Annotated in this window: 15 protein-coding genes; 10 read left to right on the forward strand and 5 right to left on the reverse strand. The window is 71.6% G+C overall.

Features of this window, described 5'->3' with window-relative positions:
- Nucleotides 1–21: 21 nt before the first annotated feature.
- The gene (locus ACTWQI_RS07300) at nt 22–318 is read right to left on the reverse strand and encodes a barstar family protein (RefSeq protein WP_443268540.1); all 297 of its coding nucleotides are present in this window, start codon (nt 316–318) and stop codon (nt 22–24) included.
- Between the two features lie 262 nt (nt 319–580).
- Between ACTWQI_RS07300 and ACTWQI_RS07305 the strand changes: the two genes are divergently transcribed.
- The 8 genes from ACTWQI_RS07305 to ACTWQI_RS07340 all read left to right on the forward strand — a co-directional run bounded on the left by ACTWQI_RS07305 (nt 581) and on the right by ACTWQI_RS07340 (nt 11954).
- Nucleotides 581–2632: a PhoX family protein gene (locus ACTWQI_RS07305; protein ID WP_443268542.1), complete on the forward strand. Its 2052-nt coding sequence runs from the start codon at nt 581–583 to the stop codon at nt 2630–2632.
- Between the two features lie 220 nt (nt 2633–2852).
- Nucleotides 2853–4355 carry a hypothetical protein gene (locus tag ACTWQI_RS07310; protein WP_443268544.1) on the forward strand — a complete coding sequence of 501 codons (1503 nt, stop codon included), beginning with the start codon at nt 2853–2855 and terminating at the stop codon, nt 4353–4355.
- Between the two features lie 192 nt (nt 4356–4547).
- Entirely contained in the window at nt 4548–6209 is a 1662-nt protein-coding gene (locus tag ACTWQI_RS07315; protein ID WP_443268546.1) for an MFS transporter, read from the forward strand.
- 185 nt (nt 6210–6394) lie between these two features.
- Complete coding sequence (gene mptB / locus ACTWQI_RS07320) at nt 6395–7822, forward strand: polyprenol phosphomannose-dependent alpha 1,6 mannosyltransferase MptB (protein WP_443268548.1); 1428 nt, start codon at nt 6395–6397, stop codon at nt 7820–7822.
- Entirely contained in the window at nt 7819–9024 is a 1206-nt protein-coding gene (locus tag ACTWQI_RS07325; protein WP_443268550.1) for a glycosyltransferase 87 family protein, read from the forward strand. Before mptB ends, ACTWQI_RS07325 begins: the two co-directional genes overlap by 4 nt.
- A 64-nt stretch (nt 9025–9088) precedes the next feature.
- Nucleotides 9089–11224, forward strand: a complete 2136-nt coding sequence (locus tag ACTWQI_RS07330; RefSeq protein ID WP_443268552.1) for a SpoIIE family protein phosphatase — start codon at nt 9089–9091, stop codon at nt 11222–11224.
- A gap of 100 nt (nt 11225–11324) precedes the next feature.
- Nucleotides 11325–11564: a DUF1059 domain-containing protein gene (locus ACTWQI_RS07335; RefSeq protein ID WP_443268554.1), complete on the forward strand. Its 240-nt coding sequence runs from the start codon at nt 11325–11327 to the stop codon at nt 11562–11564.
- A gap of 45 nt (nt 11565–11609) precedes the next feature.
- Nucleotides 11610–11954 (forward strand): STAS domain-containing protein, encoded by a 345-nt coding sequence (locus ACTWQI_RS07340; RefSeq protein WP_443268556.1) that lies wholly within the window; start codon nt 11610–11612, stop codon nt 11952–11954.
- 33 nt (nt 11955–11987) lie between these two features.
- Here the strand turns inward: ACTWQI_RS07340 and ACTWQI_RS07345 are convergent, their stop codons facing one another.
- From ACTWQI_RS07345 to ACTWQI_RS07360, 4 genes are all read right to left on the reverse strand, one after another.
- Nucleotides 11988–13019: an acyltransferase family protein gene (locus ACTWQI_RS07345; RefSeq protein WP_443268558.1), complete on the reverse strand. Its 1032-nt coding sequence runs from the start codon at nt 13017–13019 to the stop codon at nt 11988–11990.
- Between the two features lie 190 nt (nt 13020–13209).
- On the reverse strand, nt 13210–14754 hold the full coding sequence (locus ACTWQI_RS07350; RefSeq protein WP_443268560.1) for a SulP family inorganic anion transporter: 1545 nt from the start codon (nt 14752–14754) through the stop codon (nt 13210–13212).
- Entirely contained in the window at nt 14751–15344 is a 594-nt protein-coding gene (locus tag ACTWQI_RS07355) for a carbonic anhydrase (protein WP_443268562.1), read from the reverse strand. Before ACTWQI_RS07355 ends, ACTWQI_RS07350 begins: the two co-directional genes overlap by 4 nt.
- A 104-nt stretch (nt 15345–15448) precedes the next feature.
- The gene (locus tag ACTWQI_RS07360) at nt 15449–15883 is read right to left on the reverse strand and encodes a hypothetical protein (RefSeq protein WP_443268564.1); all 435 of its coding nucleotides are present in this window, start codon (nt 15881–15883) and stop codon (nt 15449–15451) included.
- A gap of 431 nt (nt 15884–16314) precedes the next feature.
- Here ACTWQI_RS07360 and ACTWQI_RS07365 point away from each other — a divergent pair, with 431 nt between their 5' ends.
- The gene (locus tag ACTWQI_RS07365; RefSeq protein WP_443268566.1) at nt 16315–16758 is read left to right on the forward strand and encodes an ATP-binding protein; all 444 of its coding nucleotides are present in this window, start codon (nt 16315–16317) and stop codon (nt 16756–16758) included.
- A gap of 120 nt (nt 16759–16878) precedes the next feature.
- Nucleotides 16879–17334, forward strand: coding sequence for a YbhB/YbcL family Raf kinase inhibitor-like protein (locus ACTWQI_RS07370; RefSeq protein WP_443268568.1), 456 nt, complete (start codon nt 16879–16881; stop codon nt 17332–17334).
- The last annotated feature ends 46 nt before the right edge of the window (nt 17335–17380 follow it).

A 17380-nucleotide genomic window follows, 5' to 3' on the forward strand; every position in this document is an offset into this window, starting at 1 on the left:
GGCACGGACACGTAAGGCTACTCAGCAGAGTTCCAGCCGGGCGCGTGTGGCCTCCGCGAAGAGCCGGGCGAGTCGCTCGCCGTCCGCGTTGCCCGGCGCGAAGAGGCCGGATACGTCGGACCGTATGACGCGTACGACCAGGACGTCGTGCACGTCGATCACCGGGGACACACCCCGGGATTCCACGGTGTCCCACCATGCGTCGAGATTCCGCCCGAACCACGCCGGCAGGCCGCACGGCTCGGCGACCGCATCCCAGAAGGCGTCCAGAGTCGTCAGGTCGCGCCCCTGCAGATCGACCACCAAGTCATCGGTCATGGGCCCGGATGCTAGTGCCTCTTGTCAAGGGGCGTCCGGGAGGCCGCCGGGCCTGTCGCCGTCCCGGAGCGCGGGAGAACCCATGTGGCCCCCTCAACCGGCCTGCGAAGGAAGGGCCTTATGTCCGTCCGCCCGGCATTCACCGCTCGTTCACCTGGAGGACGCCGTGTTGCGGATCTACGCCCATAGCGTCACCGCGAGATAGATTCCGACATCATGTCGGCGCACGCTGCGCCGGTGTAGTCCATACGGAGGGGAAGAAGTGCGCAGACTGCTGCCGATGATCAGCTCGCACCCGGGCGGGCGTTCCGCGATGACGTGCCGCTACCGATGTGGCGACGCATGCTTCCACGAAGTACCCAACACCAGTGACAACGCCTATGTCGGGGACGTCATAGCCGGCGTGCTCTCGCGCCGGACCGCGCTCCGCGCTGGCGCCGTCGTGACGGTCGCCGCGGCTGCCGGAGCCGCCGTCGTCGGCCAGACCCAGGGGGCACAGGGCGCGACCCCGGCCGTCGCGGGCCGCCCGGCCCGCGGCCTCCGCTTCACCCCGGTCGCCCCGAACACCGCCGACAAGGTCACCGTCCCCGAGGGCTACGCCCAGAACCTCGTGATCCGTTGGGGCGAACCGATCCTGCGCGGCGCGCCCGCCTTCGACCCGAACCGCCAGTCGGCCAAGGCCCAGGCCGGACAGTTCGGCTACAACTGCGACTTCCTCTCCCTCCTCCCCCTGCCGCGCGAGCGGGGCCGCCGACTCCTCGTCGCCAACCACGAGTACACCGACGAGGTGCTGATGTTCGCCGGGTACGACCCGGAGAAGCCGAGCCGGGAACAGGCCGAGATAGCCTGGGCCGCGCACGGCCTGTCCGTCGTGGTCGTGCAGGAGGACCGTGAGAGCGGCAAGCTCACCGCGGTCACCCGCCACCAGCTCAACCGCCGTATCACCGCGACAACTCCGTTCCGGCTGACCGGCCCGGCCGCGGGCGGCAAGCTGCTGCGCACCTCCGCCGACCCGACCGGCACCAAGGTGCTGGGCACGCTCAACAACTGCGCCGGCGGCACCACCCCGTGGGGCACGATCCTTTCCGGCGAGGAGAACTTCAACCAGTACTTCGCCAACGGCGGCTCGGTCACCGACCCGGTCGCTGCGGCCCGCCTCAAGCGCTACGGCATCACCGGCGCTGCGTCCGAGCGCAAGTGGGAGCGGTTCGACCAGCGCTTCGACGTGGCGAAGGAGCCGAACGAGGCCAACCGCTTCGGCTACGTCGTCGAGCTCGACCCGTACGACCCGCACTCCACCCCGCGCAAGCACACCGCGCTCGGCCGCTTCAAGCACGAGGGCGCCCAGCCCCGGCTGACCGCCGACGGCCGCCCGGTCGTCTACCTGGGCGATGACGAGCGCTTCGACTACTTCTACAAGTTCGTCTCCAGCAAGCGGATGATGCATGGCACCAGCCGGGCCGCCCGCGAGCACAACCTCACGCTGCTCGACGACGGCACGCTCTATGTCGCCAAGCTCACGGGCGACAGCCCGGCGGACCAGATCGACGGCACCGGAAAGCTCCCGGCCGACGGGGAGTTCGACGGCAGCGGTGAGTGGATCCCGCTGGCGAGCGGCGACAAGTCCTTCGTCGAGGGCATGACCGCCGAGGAGGTGTACGTCTTCACCCGGATCGCCGCCGACAAGGTGGGCGCCACGAAGATGGACCGCCCCGAGGACGTCGAGCCCAGCCCGCGTACGGGCCGCGTGTACGTCGCGCTGACCAACAACAAGGACCGCGGTACCGCGGGCAAGGCGGGTGCCGACGAGGCCAACCCGCGGAACGGCAACAAGCACGGCCAGGTCCTGGAGCTGGCGGAGCACTGGGACGACCCGACCTCCGACCGCTTCGCCTGGCGGCTGTTCCTGGTCTGCGGCGATCCGAAGGACCCGAGCACCTACTTCGCGGGTTTCCCGAAGGAGCAGGTCAGCCCCATCTCCTGCCCGGACAACGTGACGTTCGACCCGCACGGCAACCTGTGGATCTCGACCGACGGCAACGCTCTGGGCACGCACGACGGGCTGTTCGGTGTGGCGACCACCGGTGCGCGGCGCGGTGAGGTGAAGCAGTTCCTCACCGTCCCGAAGGGCGCCGAGACCTGCGGGCCGATAGTGGAGGACCGGCGGGTGCTGGTCGCCGTTCAGCACCCCGGTGAGGTCGACGGGGCGAGCGTCGAGAAGCCCGCGTCGGTCTGGCCCGACGGGCCGGGGAAGCTCGTGCGCCCGGCGGTGGTCAGCGTCTGGCGCCGGGACGGTCGCGACATCGGCGTCTGAGCAGGACGACAGGCCGCAGGGCCGGGGGAGGGGGGACGAGGGAGGCCCGTCGACGAGACGGGCCTCCCTTCGTTACCCGGCCCGCGCGGTGCCGCTCGGTGGTCGGCAGCCCCGATGATGACGCCCGTTCGGGGACTCCCGTTGCCCGTTCGGGGACGACCGTTCCGCCGACTGCCGCTCTCGTGTGGTGGGCCGGTCCGGGGCGCCGGAGCGTGGCGGCATGCCGTCAGTACGCCTCGCTCCCAGCCCGCGAGGACACCAGCCCCCGGACGCGCACCCCGGACCCGCCACCCGCCCGCTTCCCTGGCTCGCCGCCGTCACGGCCGCTTACACCCTCGCCCAGCTGGTCCTGGTGGTCCCCGGGATGGGCCTCGGCTGGGACGAGACCGTGTACGTCAGCCAGGTCGGTCGGGACGCCCCCGCGGCCTTCTTCAGCGCACCCCGCGCCCGTGGCATCACCTTCCTCGTCGCGCCACTGACCGCGCTGACCTCCTCTGTTGAGGCCCTCCGGAGCTATCTGGCCGTGCTCTCCGGGGGCGGCCTCTTCCTCACCCTGTGGGTCTGGCGGCGGCTGCTCCCGGTGCCGGGACTCGCGCTCGCCGGCACGCTGTTCGGCGGGCTGTGGATCACGCTCTTCTACGGGCCTCAGGTGATGCCCAACCTGTGGGTCGCGTACGGGGCGCTGCTCGCCACCGGCTGCTTCCTGCGCGTCGTCCGGGACTCCGGCGACCGCCGGGCACTCCTCGGCCTGTTCGGCGCAGTCGCCTTCGCCGCCCTCATGCGGCCCGCTGACGCGCTGTGGCTGGCGCTGCCGCTCGCCGTCGCGGCGCTGTGCGTACCGGCCTGGCGGCGGCCGGCCGTCCTGATCGCTCTCCTGGCGGGCGTGGTCGTCGGCAGCGCGGAGTGGGTCGTGGAGGCGTACGTCAGCTACGGCGGGCTCGCCGCACGCCTGCACCGGGCCAGCGAGATCCAGGGAGGCATGGGCCTGCACTTCGCCTTCGACGATCAGATCCGCGCCCTGGAGGGGCGGTCGCTGTGCCGCCCGTGCGATGTGCCCTGGCGGCATCCGGTCACCGCGCTCTGGTGGTTCGCGCTGCCCCTGCTCACCGCGGCAGGGGCCCTGTCCGCGGTCCGGGCGCGGCGCCCGGCCGTCGTGCTCGTGCCGGTCCTCGTCGGCCTGTCCCTCGCGGTGCCGTATCTGCTGATGATCGACTACGCCGCGCCGCGCTTCCTGCTGCCGACCTACGCACTGCTGGCGCTGCCCGCCGCGCTCGGTGTGCTGCGGCCGGCGAGCGGCGTACGGGGGAGGCCGCGACGCGTCCTCGCCACGGCCCTGGCCCTCGCCCTCGCCGGGCACTTCGCGATCCAGTACGCCGTCCTGCACGGCATCGTCTCCCGGAGCCGGGTCACCCGCGACGCCATGGGCCGGATCGCCGCCGAGTTGCACCGGCAGGGGGTCCGGCCACCGTGCGTGGTGAGCGGGCTGGAGGCGGTACGGATCGCCTACCGGGCCGGATGCGCCTCCCGCCAGTCCGGCGGGCACGACGGCAGCATCACCCGCGCCGGTCTGCTCGCAGTGGCGCGCGGTCGGCCGGTGGCGGTGCTGGTGGGCGAGGGCGGGTCCGCCCCCTCGTACGCCCAGGGGTGGCGCGTCGCACTGCTGCCGCAGCTGCCGGGACAGGCCGGGTATCGAGCGCATCTGTCACCGTCCGCCCAGCCCTGACCGCCCCCGGGACACGGCCGCTTGCGGGGCCGGGTGGCGCTGGCTAGATCGATTGGTGGGCCCGCGCGGGCGGGCTTAGGGTCGATCTGTGGACGCTGTCGTCCGCCGCCTATGGCGCCCCTGGGGGAGGTAGCTGGTGTTACCCCCAGGGGAGTACCCACAAGGGGAGAGCCCCAAGGCGCAGGACAGATCATGACGAGCCCTCGCCCGACTCCCACGGACACTGCCGACGCCCCGCAGCGGGGCGGAGGCAGCGCGATCGCGCTGCTGATCATCGCGTCTGTCCAGCTGATGGTGGTGCTCGACATCACCATCGTCAACATCGCGCTTCCGCACATCCAGCGCTCGCTCGACTTCTCGACCGAGAGCCTGTCCTGGGTGATCAATGCGTACACGCTCACCTTCGGCGGCCTGCTGCTGCTCGGCGGCCGGTCCGGGGACATCCTGGGCCGCAGACGGGTGTTCATCTTCGGCGTGCTGCTGTTCGTGCTCGCCTCGCTGCTCGGCGGGCTCGCCCTGAACTCCTGGCAACTGCTCGCCGCACGCTCCCTGCAGGGGGTCGGCGGTGCCATCGCCTCACCGACGGCGCTGGCGCTGATCACCACCACCTTCGCCGAAGGCCCGGAACGCAACAGGGCGTTCGGCGTCTTCGCCGCGGTCTCGGCGGGCGGCGGTGCGATCGGCCTGCTCATGGGCGGCATCCTCGTCGAGTGGCTCGACTGGCGCTGGATCTTCTTCGTGGTCGTGCCGATCGGTGGTCTCATCGCCCTCGCGACGCCCCGCCACATCAGGGAGTCCGAGCGCCACCCCGGCCACTTCGACTTCATGGGCGCGCTCACCTCCACGCTGGGCATGGTGTCGCTGGTCTACGGGTTCATCCGGGCCGCCGAGGACGGCTGGCGCGACGGTCTGACGCTCGGCGCGTTCGCCCTCGCGGTCGTCCTGCTGACGGTGTTCCTCACCATCGAGCGGCGCTCGCGGCAGCCGATCACCCCGCTGAAGATGTTCCGCGACCGCAACCGCGCCGGCGCGTACGCGATGATGCTGTGCCTGGCCGCGGCGATCTTCGGCATGTTCTTCTTCCTGACGCTCTTCGTGCAGAACGTCCTGGACTTCAGCCCGCTCCAGGCGGGGCTGGCGTTCCTGCCGGTGAGCGCGGTCATCGCGGTGGGCGCCGGGATCGCCTCCCAGCTGCTGCCGAGGTTCGGTCCCAAACCGTTCATGGTGGTGGGGGGAATCCTCGCCGCGGCGGGCCTGTCCTGGCTGACGCTGACCGATGTCGACAGCACCTACGCGGGGAGCATCCTCGGACCGATCCTGGTGTTCGCCCTCGGGATGGGCATGGAGTTCGTCTCGATCACCCTCATGGCGGTCTCCGGGGTGGCGGCGCGCGAATCGGGGGCGGCCTCCGGCGTGCTCAACGCGACCCAGCAGGTGGGCGGCGCGCTGGGGCTGTCCATCCTGGTCACGACCTTCGCCACGGCCAACCGTAACGAGGCGAACGATCTGGTGCCGCGGTTCCTCGCGCAGGCAACTCCCCTGGAGCGGGCCGAGTTCCAGCGGACCGGACAGCTGCCCCCGCCCTGGGCCGACCAAGTGCTGACGGCAGGCGTCTCTGCGGCGTTCATCGTCGCCGCCGTGCTGGCGGTCCTCGCGGCCCTGATCGCCCTGGTGGTGATTCAGGTCCGCGCCTCCGACCTCGCACGCCTCCAAGGCGGCGTGCCCGGGCCGGAGGTGGCCGCCGTGGCGGGCCTGCCCGCGGTCGAGGATCCCGGCGGCGGCCCCGCTGACGCTCCCGGCGGCGAGGACGCCGGCCCGCCCGGCGAGGACGGCGATATGCCTCCTCGCGAGTGACGGCCCGCTGAGCTCACTCGGCTCTCCGTGGAACCGGATCCTCAACAAGCGTGGTGCGGCTGGACGTTGTGATTGCTGGGATCCCGCAGCCCGTCAAAATCCATAAGCCGACCGCTACGCAGCCGCAACCCTGCGGTGAGGATGCCGTCGCCTCCCGGCCACCAACCCCTGCCAGCCTCCGCAGGATGCTGGGACTGGACGCCGCCGTTGACCCGAACCGCTGTCGCATGCTCGGCCTTGCGGGATCGGTCGCGATCGTGGCCGGCGGCCTGACCGCCGGCGCGCTGCCGGTGCGGGACGCCCTCGTCCCCTCGTCAGGGCGCGCCGCACTCGGCCTCGTCGGCGCGTACTTCGGGCTCGTGTTGCTGGTCGCCGCCTGGTGGTGGCTGGGCCGGGCGGTGCGCGGGCCGCGTCCCCCCAGCCCTCGAACGCTGCTGCTGACCCTCGCCACCTGGGCGGCGCCGATGCTGCTCGGGCCGCCGCTGTTCAGCCGGGATGTGTACAGCTACCTCGCTCAGGGCGCGATGGTGCAGGCGCAGATCGACGTGTACGCGCACGGGCCGGAGCGCCTCGGCGGACCGCTCGCGACCGAGGTGGCGCCCGTCTGGCAGCACACCCCCAGCCCGTACGGCCCGGTGTTCCTCGCCCTCGCCGCCCGCGCCGCCGGGCTGGCCGCGCACTTCGACATACCGGCCGGGATACTCGGCATGCGGCTCATAGCCCTGCTCGGGGTCGCCCTGATGGTCGCCTTCCTCCTCTCGCTCGCCCGGCGCTGCGGCGTCGACCCGTCCGCAGCGCTCTGGCTCGGTGCGCTCAACCCGCTGGTGCTGCTGCATCTGATCGCCGGTGCGCACAATGACGCGCTGATGCTGGGACTGCTGGCGGCCGGGCTGGTCGCCGCGCTGGGCGGCCGGCCGGTGGCCGCCGTGGCGCTCGTCGCGCTCGCCGCCCTGGTCAAGGCGCCCGCCGCGCTGGGCCTGCCGGCGGTCGCGGTCCTCTGGTCGCACCGGCTCGTGGGGCGCGCACGCCTGGTGCGCGCCGCGCTACTCACCACCGGCGTGGCGCTCGCGACGACCGCGGTGGTCACCGCGGCGACCGGCACGGGCTATGGCTGGCTGGCCGCGCTCGACACCCCCGTCTCGCCCCACAACTGGTCACTGACCAGCGGGTTGGGCCGGCTCAGCGGTGCGCTGCTCGACGCCGCCGGCAGCGGTCTGGGCGATGCCGCCGTACCGGCCTGGCGCAGGCTCGGCCTCCTCACGACCGCCGTCGCCCTCGTACTGCTGTGGCGGCGCCGCGAACGCCTCGGTCCGGTCTACGCGCTGGGCCTGGGCTTGATGGCGGTGTGCGCGCTGGGACCCGCCCTCCGCCCCTGGTACGCGCTGTGGGGGCTGTTCCTGATCGCCGCCGCGGCCCCGGACGGGCGGGCACGGCGGCTGGCCGCCGCCGCCAGTCCGCTCCTCGCCCTGGCCGTCCTGCCCAGCGGATCCGCGGCCGACGGGCTGCAGTTGACGCTCGCGATATCCGGCGGCGCGCTCGCGGCGCTCGTGCTGTGGTGGATGTTCCTGGCTCCCGGCGCGTCGATCGCACCCCGCGCGCAGGCCGCGCGGTGAGGGCGCCCACGACCGCCCGTGGGCGGCTGCTGCTCGCGTCGTGCCTGGCCGTCGCTACGGCCGTCTTCCTCGGCACGGTCCCGCTCCATCGCGACTTCTTCGACGTGGCCGTCTACTACGGGACGGTCAACGACTGGATTCACCACGGCGGGCGGATCTACGACTACCTGCTCCCGGGCACGCACTACGGCTTCACCTATCCGCCCTTCGCCGCGGTCTGCATGCTGCCGATGGCGCTGATCGGATGGCCGTTGGCCGTCGCGATCAGCGTCGGGCTGAGTGCGGCCGCGGCGGCGCTGCTGCTGTACTGGCTGGTCGGACCGGTGATCCGGCGGGAGGGCTGGATCCCCTGGTTCGCCTTCGCCGTGGCCGGCTGTCTGTTCGCGCTGCTCGAACCGGTCCGCGACACCGTCAGCTTCGGGCAGGTCAACCTGGTGCTCGTCGCGCTCGTCCTGGCCGATGCCCGGCTGCTGTCCACGGGGCCCGCTCGATGGGCGGGCATCGGTATCGGCCTCGCCACCGCCGTCAAGCTGACGCCCGCGATCTTCATCGGCTATCTGCTGGTGACCGGCCGGCGGCGCCAGGCGGGTCTCGCCGCAGGGACGGCCGTGGTGGCCACGCTGATCGGGACCTGGTCGGCCCCTGACGCCTCGCGGGCGTTCTGGACCGAGGCCCTGTGGAACACCGACCGGATCGGCGAGCTCGCGTATGTGTCGAACCAGTCGCTGCAAGGGGTCCTGGCCCGGGTCCAGCCGGTCGACCCGAGCCGTACGGCCTGGCTGCTCGCCGTGCTCGCGGTGCTGGCGGTCTGGGTATACCGGGCGCGCGGCGCCGCCGCGCGGGGCGACGAGTGGACCGGCTTCGCGCTGACCGGTCTCGCGGCGTGCCTGGTCAGCCCCATCACCTGGGTGCACCACCTGGTGTGGGCCGTCCCGTCCCTGGTCGTGCTGGCCGACGCAGCCCTGCGCCGCGGGCGGCGCGATCTGCTGGTGTGGAGCGCGGCCGGGTATCTCGTGCTGTGCAGCAGTGTGGTGTGGCTGTGGCGGTGGGACTCCACGGGCCCGGATGCCTTCGTCGGCGCCAACACGTACGTCTGGCTCTGCCTGGGCCTGCTGATCGCTCTGCCGCAGCGGGAACCGGTACCGGAGAACCCCGGTAGCCTGCCGCCCCGCGCCGCGGTGGAGCAGGGACCGGCAGGCTGAGGCTCCGAGCCGCTGTCCACGGCACGGATGTGCCATGGCAAGGACCTGGGCGTATGGTCCCCATATGGGTGGCTCGTTCGCGGCCGACCCTGAGAAGGTGGCCGAGGCCCTCGATCAGCGACTGGCAGAGCTCGGAGCGCACGTGGGCGCGCTCTATCTGCTGGACCGGGAAGGGCAGGTGCTGGAGCTCGCGGTGACGGTCGGCCTGCCCCGCGAGTTCATCGGCCCATGGGAGCGGATGGGTCTGGCCGCCCCGCTTCCCGTGCCCGATGCCGTGCACAGCGGGGATCTGGTCTGGGTGCCCAGCGAGGAAGCGATGATGGGCCGCTATCCGCGGGTCGCCGTCGCGGTGCCCTACGAGTTCGCCCTCGCCGCCGTTCCGGTCGTCCGTGAAGGGGTGACCTACGGTGGGATCTTCGCGCTGTGGCCCGCCCCGCAGCCGGCTCCGATGCCCCACCGGCTGCACGACGGGCTGGTGGCGATCGCCGCCGGGGTGGCACAGGAGCTGGAGTACGCCGCCTCGGCCGGCCTTCCGTTGCCTTCCGGCCATCCCTTCGGACCCGGGCCACGCGAACCGCTGATCTGGACCCGACCCGGTCCGGCGCCGGGCAGCGACCGGGCCACCGGTCGTCTGGCCGCCCGCCTGCCCGAGGGCCTCTTCGGGTTGGATTTCCGGGGCCGGATCGTCGCCGTGAACCCGGCCGCGACCCGGCTCCTCGGCGAGTCGGCCGACCGGCTGCTGGGCGCCGCGCCCTGGGACGTCCTCCCGTGGCTGCGCGACCCGGTCTACGACCGCTACCGAGCCGCCGTGGTCAGCCGCAGAACCACCTCAGAGCTGGTGCTGCGCCCTCCGGACCAGTGGCTGGACCTGCACTTCTACCCGGACGAGTCGGGGGTCAGCGTCCGGGTGGCCCCCGCCCGGGTGCCGGGCCGCGGCATCCCGCCGCCCGAGCCGCTCGCCGACCAGCCGTTCCACGCCCGTACGGCGGCGCTGTACCACGTCCTGCAACTGGCCACCGCCCTGACCGAGGCCATCGGTGTGCAGGACGTCGTGGATCTGGTCGCCGACCAGATCATGCCCGCCTACGGCGGCCGGGCCCTGGCCATACTCACCGTCGAGAAGGGCCGACTGCGGATCGTCGGCCACCGTGGCTACCCCCTGAGCGTCCTGCAGCGGTTCGACAACACCCCGCAGTACTCCGTCAGCCCCGGTGCGCAGGCCCTGGCCAGTGGCCAGCCCGCCTTCTTTGAGTCGTCGGAGGAGCTGAACCAGGCCTATCCGGACCGCCGTGGCCTGGACGACGGCATGGCCGCATGGGCCTTTCTGCCGCTCATCGCCTCCGGCCGCCCGATCGGCAGCTGTGTGCTCGCGTACGACGTGCCGCACCGGTTCAGCACGACCGAGCGCGCCGTACTGACCTCGCTGGGCGGCCTGATCGCGCAGGCGCTGGACCGCGCCCGCCTTTACGACACGAAGGTGGCCCTCGCCATCGGGCTGCAGGACAACCTCCTGCCCCACGCCCTCCCCAGCATCCCGGGGCTCACGGCCGCCGCCCGCTATGTGCCCGGCACCGAAGGCCTGGACATCGGCGGAGACTTCTACGACCTGATCCGGCTCTGCGACGGCAGCGCTGCCGCCGTGATCGGCGACGTGCAGGGCCACAACGTCACCGCGGCCGCCCTCATGGGTCAGGTGCGCACCGCCGTCCGCGCATACGCCGCGGCCGACGCCGACCCGGGCCAGGTCCTGGGAAGCACCAACCGTCTGCTCGCGGAGCTCGACCCGGGCCTCTTCGCCAGTTGTGCCTATCTCCGTCTCGATCTGCGCCATCGCACCGCAGGTCTGGCCGGTGCGGGCCACCCCTACCCGCTGCTGCGGCTGCCCGACGGCGAGGTTCGGGCGCTGCGCAGCTCCGGCGGCGTACTGCTGGGCATCAAACCTGACGCCGACTATCCGCAGACCCGGTTCCCGCTGCCAGCCGGCTCGACCGTCGCCCTGTACACCGACGGCCTGATCGAGCGGGCCGGCGTCGACTTCGAGGAGGCACTGTCCGGACTGGCGGGCGAGCTGGAACAGGCCGGCGCGCTGCCCCTCGAGGATCTGGCGGACGTCCTCATCCGCGGGGTCCCCACCTCGTCGCTCCGCAGCGACGACATCGCGCTGCTGCTCCTCCGCACGGACGACCAGGCGGGACGGTGAAGAGGGGGCTGGGCGGCGGTCCGCGCCCTCTCTGCACTCTTCTGTGCTGGTTCGTCCCGAGGTTTAACCTGAGGATAGGAGTCGTTCCAGGAGGTCGAACATGACCAGGAAAGTCGCCGACTGCCGCCGCTCCCCCAGCGTCATGAACTGCACGCTCACCATCTCGGGCGAAGAGGAAGAGGTCGTCCGAGCCGCCGCCGAGCACGCGGTGTCGGTCCACGGGCACACGGACGGACCCGAGCTCCGCCGCGAGATCCGCGAGGGCCTGGAGGACGAGCTCATCCCGGCCATCCCCAGGTCCGGTCCGCCTCCTCCCGAAGGCGAGATCTTCGACCTCTAGCGGCCGTATCGCGACCCGGCTGCAGCCCCTCGTCGAGGAGGTTCCATGGCATCGGTTGAGCCGAACGGCACGGCCCCGCCCGAACGTCGTATCCGGGTGGTGTCGGTTGACGGGGAACGCGCCGAGCTCGCCCTCTCCGGCGAGGTGACCGGGAGGGCCGCCCTCGAAATCGAGGAGTGTCTGCTCGAATCCGTCCTGCGGGGCGTACAGGAGTGGGTGCTCGATCTGAGCCAGGTCACGGAGCTGGACACTGCTTGCGCCTTCGCGCTGATGAGGCCGCTGATGACGACCTATCCGCCGGCCACGGTCCATATCCGCGGTGCGTCGCGCGAGGTCCACCAGGCGTTGCACCGGACCGGTACCGAGAGCTTCCTGGTCTTCGATCCCTGACCGGCGGCTCGGACATCGACCCGCGCGGACGGCCTACGCCCGGACGGAGCGGTGGAACGCCCAGTCGAGACGCGGCTCCACGACCGGACGGAAGAGCTGGCGCACCAGTGGCGAGCTGAGGGCCAGGGCGAGGCAGACACCGAGCACCGTCACCACGGACTGGCCGGCCGGGGTGTGCCAGAACGCCGGTTCGTACCAGCCCTCCCACGCCGCGGTGCGGATGACGAGTCCGTGCAGCAGATAGGCGTACAGCGTCCCCGCCCCCAGGGCGGTGAACCAGGTGGCCCGGCGCGGCACCCAGGCCAGGAAGGACGCGATGAGGAGCAGCGAGCAGACCAGCAGTGCCAGCGTCATCGCCGCCCCAACCGGCCAGGACACCTGGAGTTCTGCCCAGCTCTTGCTGCGGACGGCCCACTCGGAGGTCATCCGTCCGTTGGCCCAGTACGCGGTCACGGCAGCCGCCGCCATCACGGGCACGGCGCCGATGCGCACCCACTTCGTCCGCAGCAGCTCCCAGTGCTCGGGGCGCATCAGCAGGCCGATCACGAAGAACGGCAGGAACTGCAGGACGCGGTCGAGGCCCAACACGGGGCCGAGCTCCGTCGCCGCCCCGATCAGCGCGATGACCACGGCGAGTCCGAGGGAGACGTACCACCGCATCACCCGCCAGACGGGGGCGGTGAGCCGCCAGACGAAGAGGGCGATCAGGAACCAGGTGAGGTACCACGGGGACAACAGGCTGATCTCGTTGCCGCGGTCGTCGACGGCGTTGCCGTAGAGCGTGTACACCGTCTCGAACACCGCGTACGGCACGGCGATGCCGGCGATCAGGCGCTTGATCTGGCCCGGCTTGAAGGCGAAGCTGCGGGAGAAGTAGCCGGAGAGCACGATGAACACCGGCATGTGGAAGGTGTAGATGAAGAGATAGCCGGCCCACACGGCACGGCTGTCCTTCAGGGGCTGCCAAGCGTGCCCCGCCACGACCAGGACCATGGCCAGCAGCTTCGCGTTGTCGAAGTACGGGTCGCGGTCTTCCTGCTGCCCGCGCTGCGCGCCTGCCGTCACCCCACTGCCTCCCCGAGATCAACTCTGGCGTGTCATTAGGTCCCCTTCGCACCTTACATTCCCTGCGGGCGCGGCCCGGCCGGGTGTTGTGACTCTTCCGGGCACCGCCGGATACGCGATGGGCCCCGTGGTGCGGTGGGCCGAGAGGCACCGCACCACGGGGCCGGAGACGAACAGGCCCGGCGCCCGGTCAGACCGTAGGCATCAGCACGCGGGTGGCTCCCTCCGTACTGTTGTGCCGATCCGCCCAGGTCGTGAGCGCGGTATGGCACGCATGGTCCAGATGGCGCAACTCGAGCAGATCCAGCTCGATGTGCCGGTCCTTGGGCAGCGCTTCGAGGGTGTCGAGGATCCGGGGCAGCCGCAGAAAGGTGGCGTTGCCCGAGACGACCACGCGCAGCGGGGCGGACGGGTCGTGTCCCTCGTCGACGTGCACCTGGACGTGCGAGGTCTCCCACGCGGTCTTGGCGACCGCGAGCAGCAGACCGGCCAGTACACCTTCGAACATGTTGGTCGCGACGATGGCGATCGCTGTCGCTCCCAGGATCAGGGCCTCACCGCGGTGTTCACGCCACAGCGGTGCCAGCTCCTTGAGGGGGATGAGCTTCCAGCCCGAGAAGACGAGGATGCCCGCGAGGGAGGCGACCGGGATGAGGCCGAGCGCCGCGGGCAGCAGCGCGGCGAAGAGGAGCAGCCATACGCCGTGCAGCACGCGTGATGCCTTGGTCCTGGCCCCCGCCTGGACGTTGGCGGCGCTGCGCACGATGACCGCGGTCATCGGCAGGGCGCCGAGTGCACCGCACACGGCGTTGCCCGCTCCCTGCGCCATCAACTCCTTGTCGTAGTCGGTGCCGGGGCCACTGTGCAGCCGGTCGACCGCCGCGGCGCTGAACAGGCTCTCCGCCGAGGCGATGAGCGTGATGGCGACGACGGTGCCGATCGCCCCGGCCGTGCCGACGTCCGCGATCCTGCCGAGGTCGTCGGTCGAGGGTGGCCGGATCGCGCCCAACAGGCCCTGCACCTCCACCCGTTTCACGGGCAGGTGGAACAGCGTCACCGCGGCCGTGGCCAGCCCCACGGCGGCCAGCGGCGCCGGAATGAGACGGGCCTTCGGCGGCAGATGTTTCCAGACCGCCATCAGCACGACCGTGCCCGCGCCCAGGCCGAAGGCCGTCAGCGCCTGGGGCGAACCGGCCGTATCGGCCAACAGGCGGGGCAGCCCCGCGAGGTTCGCGGGTCCTGAGCCGGGCGCCTTCGCGTCCGCCATGGCGTACAGCTGACCGGCGATCAGCACCAGGCCGATGCCGGCGAGCATTCCTTCGACGACGGAGACGGAGATGGCGCGGAACCAGCGACCCAGCCGCAGGGCACCCATCACCAGTTGGAGCACGCCGGCGATCAGGACGAAGACGCCCAGGGCCCCGAGCCCGTACTCGGTCACCGCTTCGAGGACGAGTACGGTCAGTCCTGCGGCGGGTCCGCTGACCTGGAGACTGCTCCCGGGGAGCAAGCCGGTCACGAGACCGCCGACGATGCCGGTCACCAGGCCGAGTTCGGCCGGGACCGAGGAGGCGACGGCCACGCCCACGCACAGCGGCAGGGCGACGAGAAAGACGACGACGGACGCGATGGCGTCGGTCCGCAGTGTGGCGCCGGAGGGTCGTTCGGGGCCCGTCGGCGCCGAGCGTCGTCGGTGACGTCCGCGGTTCCCGCGTACGCGGGTGTCGGCGCTCATAGCGGGAGAAAGCCGTCGTCGTGCGGACCGCGGACGAGCACGGAGCCGGTGTCTATCGCGTAGAACCAGCCGTGCAGGCGCAGCCGTCCGTCGGACACCCGGCGCGCGACACAGGGATAGTCGCGCAGCCGGTTCAGCTGTCGGAGCACATGGTCCTGGACGCCCTCGGCGATGTCGGGGCGGTCCGGGGCGGCGGCGGTGGACGGAGGCGGGGTGCTCTCCAGCCACTCGCGGACCGCGGGCACCGCCGACAGGTCCTCGCCACGTACCAACGCGCCGACGGCCCCGCAATGGGAGTGCCCGCAGACGACGATGTCGGCGACGTCGAGCACCTCGACGGCGTATTCGATGGTGGCCGCTTCGCTCGAGGGCCGCCCGGGGCGGTATACGGGGATGATGCCGCCGGCCGTGCGCAGTTCGAAGAGCTCGCCGGGGCGGGCTCCGGTGATCAGGGCGGGGATCACGCGCGAGTCGGAGCAGGTGATGAACAGGGCTTCCGGGGACTGACCGTGCGCGAGGCGGCCGAACTCGTCGGCGCACGCGGCGGCCCGGTCCCGGAAGGCGCGGGCGTTCTTCATGAGCAGATGCATGGGTGTTCCTCCAGCGGGCCCGGGGAGGGGGGCACGCCTTGGGTCGTCCTGGGTCGGATCGCAGGTGAGGGTGGGGGAAGCCGTGCGGGGACCGACTGGTTCGATCAGAGGCGGAACACCTGCAGAGCAGCGTGACGTGGAGCGGCTCCCCGTCCGTGTGGACCGTGGTGGCACCCGTCCGCCGCGCGGGGGCGGAGGACGTTGCGGGAGCCGACTGCGTCGATGTCGCCGATGAGTGCCGGGGAGGAGCGGCCGCTGGTGTGCGGAGCGTGGGCGGTCGGTCGGCTGTACGGTCGGCTGTCGCGCAGCGGATCCGGGGTCTCGGGGACGTCTGGGCAGTCCGCGGGGTCCGGGGGATTCGGGGCGTCCCAGAGGACCTCGTGGGACAAGGAGCCGGCCTTGCACCCGGACTCGCCGCCGCGCGCGTCCGCTGTGGCGGCGGGCGATTGCGCCTGGGAGAACAGCAGGACCGTGAGCACCGTCAGCAGGAGAGCGCCGAGCCGTGCGAGAACGTCCGGTGTGATGCGGTGCCGTGCCACGGTGCCCTCCTCTCTCGGGTTTCCAACTAGCCGGTAACTGCAGCCTCGTTGGCCACTGTGACACCACAACGGCGCGAAGGTCAGCGATTCGTTAAAGGTTCGTGAGCGTCAAGAGACTTGACAAGAATCACACTTGGCGCTACTCGCGGTCACACTTGACTGCGGCCGTCGGGCCGGTCACGCGACCCAACGGTCTGATTCCCGCGCTATGCGACGTGGCCGAGAACCGCTGATGAAAAACGGGCATGGCGCGGGCGTTGAGCCGCCCGAGGGGTGACGCACGTTTCATCTGTAGGGGGTGTCGTGAGCGGGGCTGGAAACACGTGGGTTTTCGCGTGGTCCTGGCGAATCGCGCACTGACGACAGTCCTGCCCGCGCGACCCTCAGGAGTCGATGCCTGGGCTGCGACGGCACCGGTGAGGAGCGGGCGGATGGACGACGTCACGGACGGCCGTGGAAAAGCCGGTGTGGAGCGCGTACCGCTCGGGGCGATGACCTTGTATCCGCTTCCGGAGTCCGTTCCGCAGGCACGCCGCTGGTTCCGGAAGTTCCTCGCCCGCCACGACCCGGCCTGCTCACTCGACGACTGCCTCTTGATGCTCTCCGAGCTGGTGACCAACGCCATCCTTCACAGTCGGGCCGAGGACGAGTGGCGGATACGGGTCGAGTGGTGGCGCGAAGGGGACGCGCTGCGCGTCGAGGTGCACAGCCCGGGGTTCCCGGCGGACGTGCGGATGCGCGAGTCGCCGGCCGGCGAGGCGCACGGCAGAGGTCTGCGCCTGGTCGACGCGCTCGCGGACTCCTGGGACGCCGGGCCGAGCCGCTTCGGCGGCACCGTGGTGTCCTTCGTGGTCGGCAAGGCGTGGCCTCCCTGAGCTGCTCCGCGACGTCTCGGAGCGGTCCCGCTCTCCGCTGGTCGGGAGAGGCATCACGGCGTCCGGGCCGGGCTTGCCGAAAACCGGCATGATCGGCCAGTGCAGGGGTACCGCGGCGGCATGACCGGAATAGAGCTGCACAGTTCAGCATTCAGTGACCACACCGTGATTCCCCGCCACTACTCGAAGGACGGGGACAACGTCTCGCCGCCGTTGACCTGGTCCGGGGTGCCGGACGAGGCGGCCGAGCTGGTCCTCCTGTGCGAGGACCCCGACGCGCCCTCCGGGACCTTCGTCCACTGGCTGGTCACCGGCATCCCGCCGGACAAGTCCGGACTGGACGCCGGGGAGACGCCCCCGGGCGCCCATGCGTACACCAATGGATTCGGCGACGACGGGTGGGACGGGCCGCTGCCGCCGGTCGGCGACAACGCGCACCGGTACATCTTCCACCTGTACGCCCTTCCCGACCGGCTCTCCCTGTCCGACCGGCCGACCGCCCGCGAGGTCCACCGTGCCGTCGACCGGCAAGGGGAACTCGCCAGCGGCACACTGGTCGGCCTTTACCAGCGCTGACTAAGGAGTAAGGACCACAGAGCCGCGCAGGCCGACGCTGCCGGAC

Source organism: Streptomyces sp. KR80, from assembly GCF_052245555.1.
Classification (GTDB): domain Bacteria; phylum Actinomycetota; class Actinomycetes; order Streptomycetales; family Streptomycetaceae; genus Streptomyces.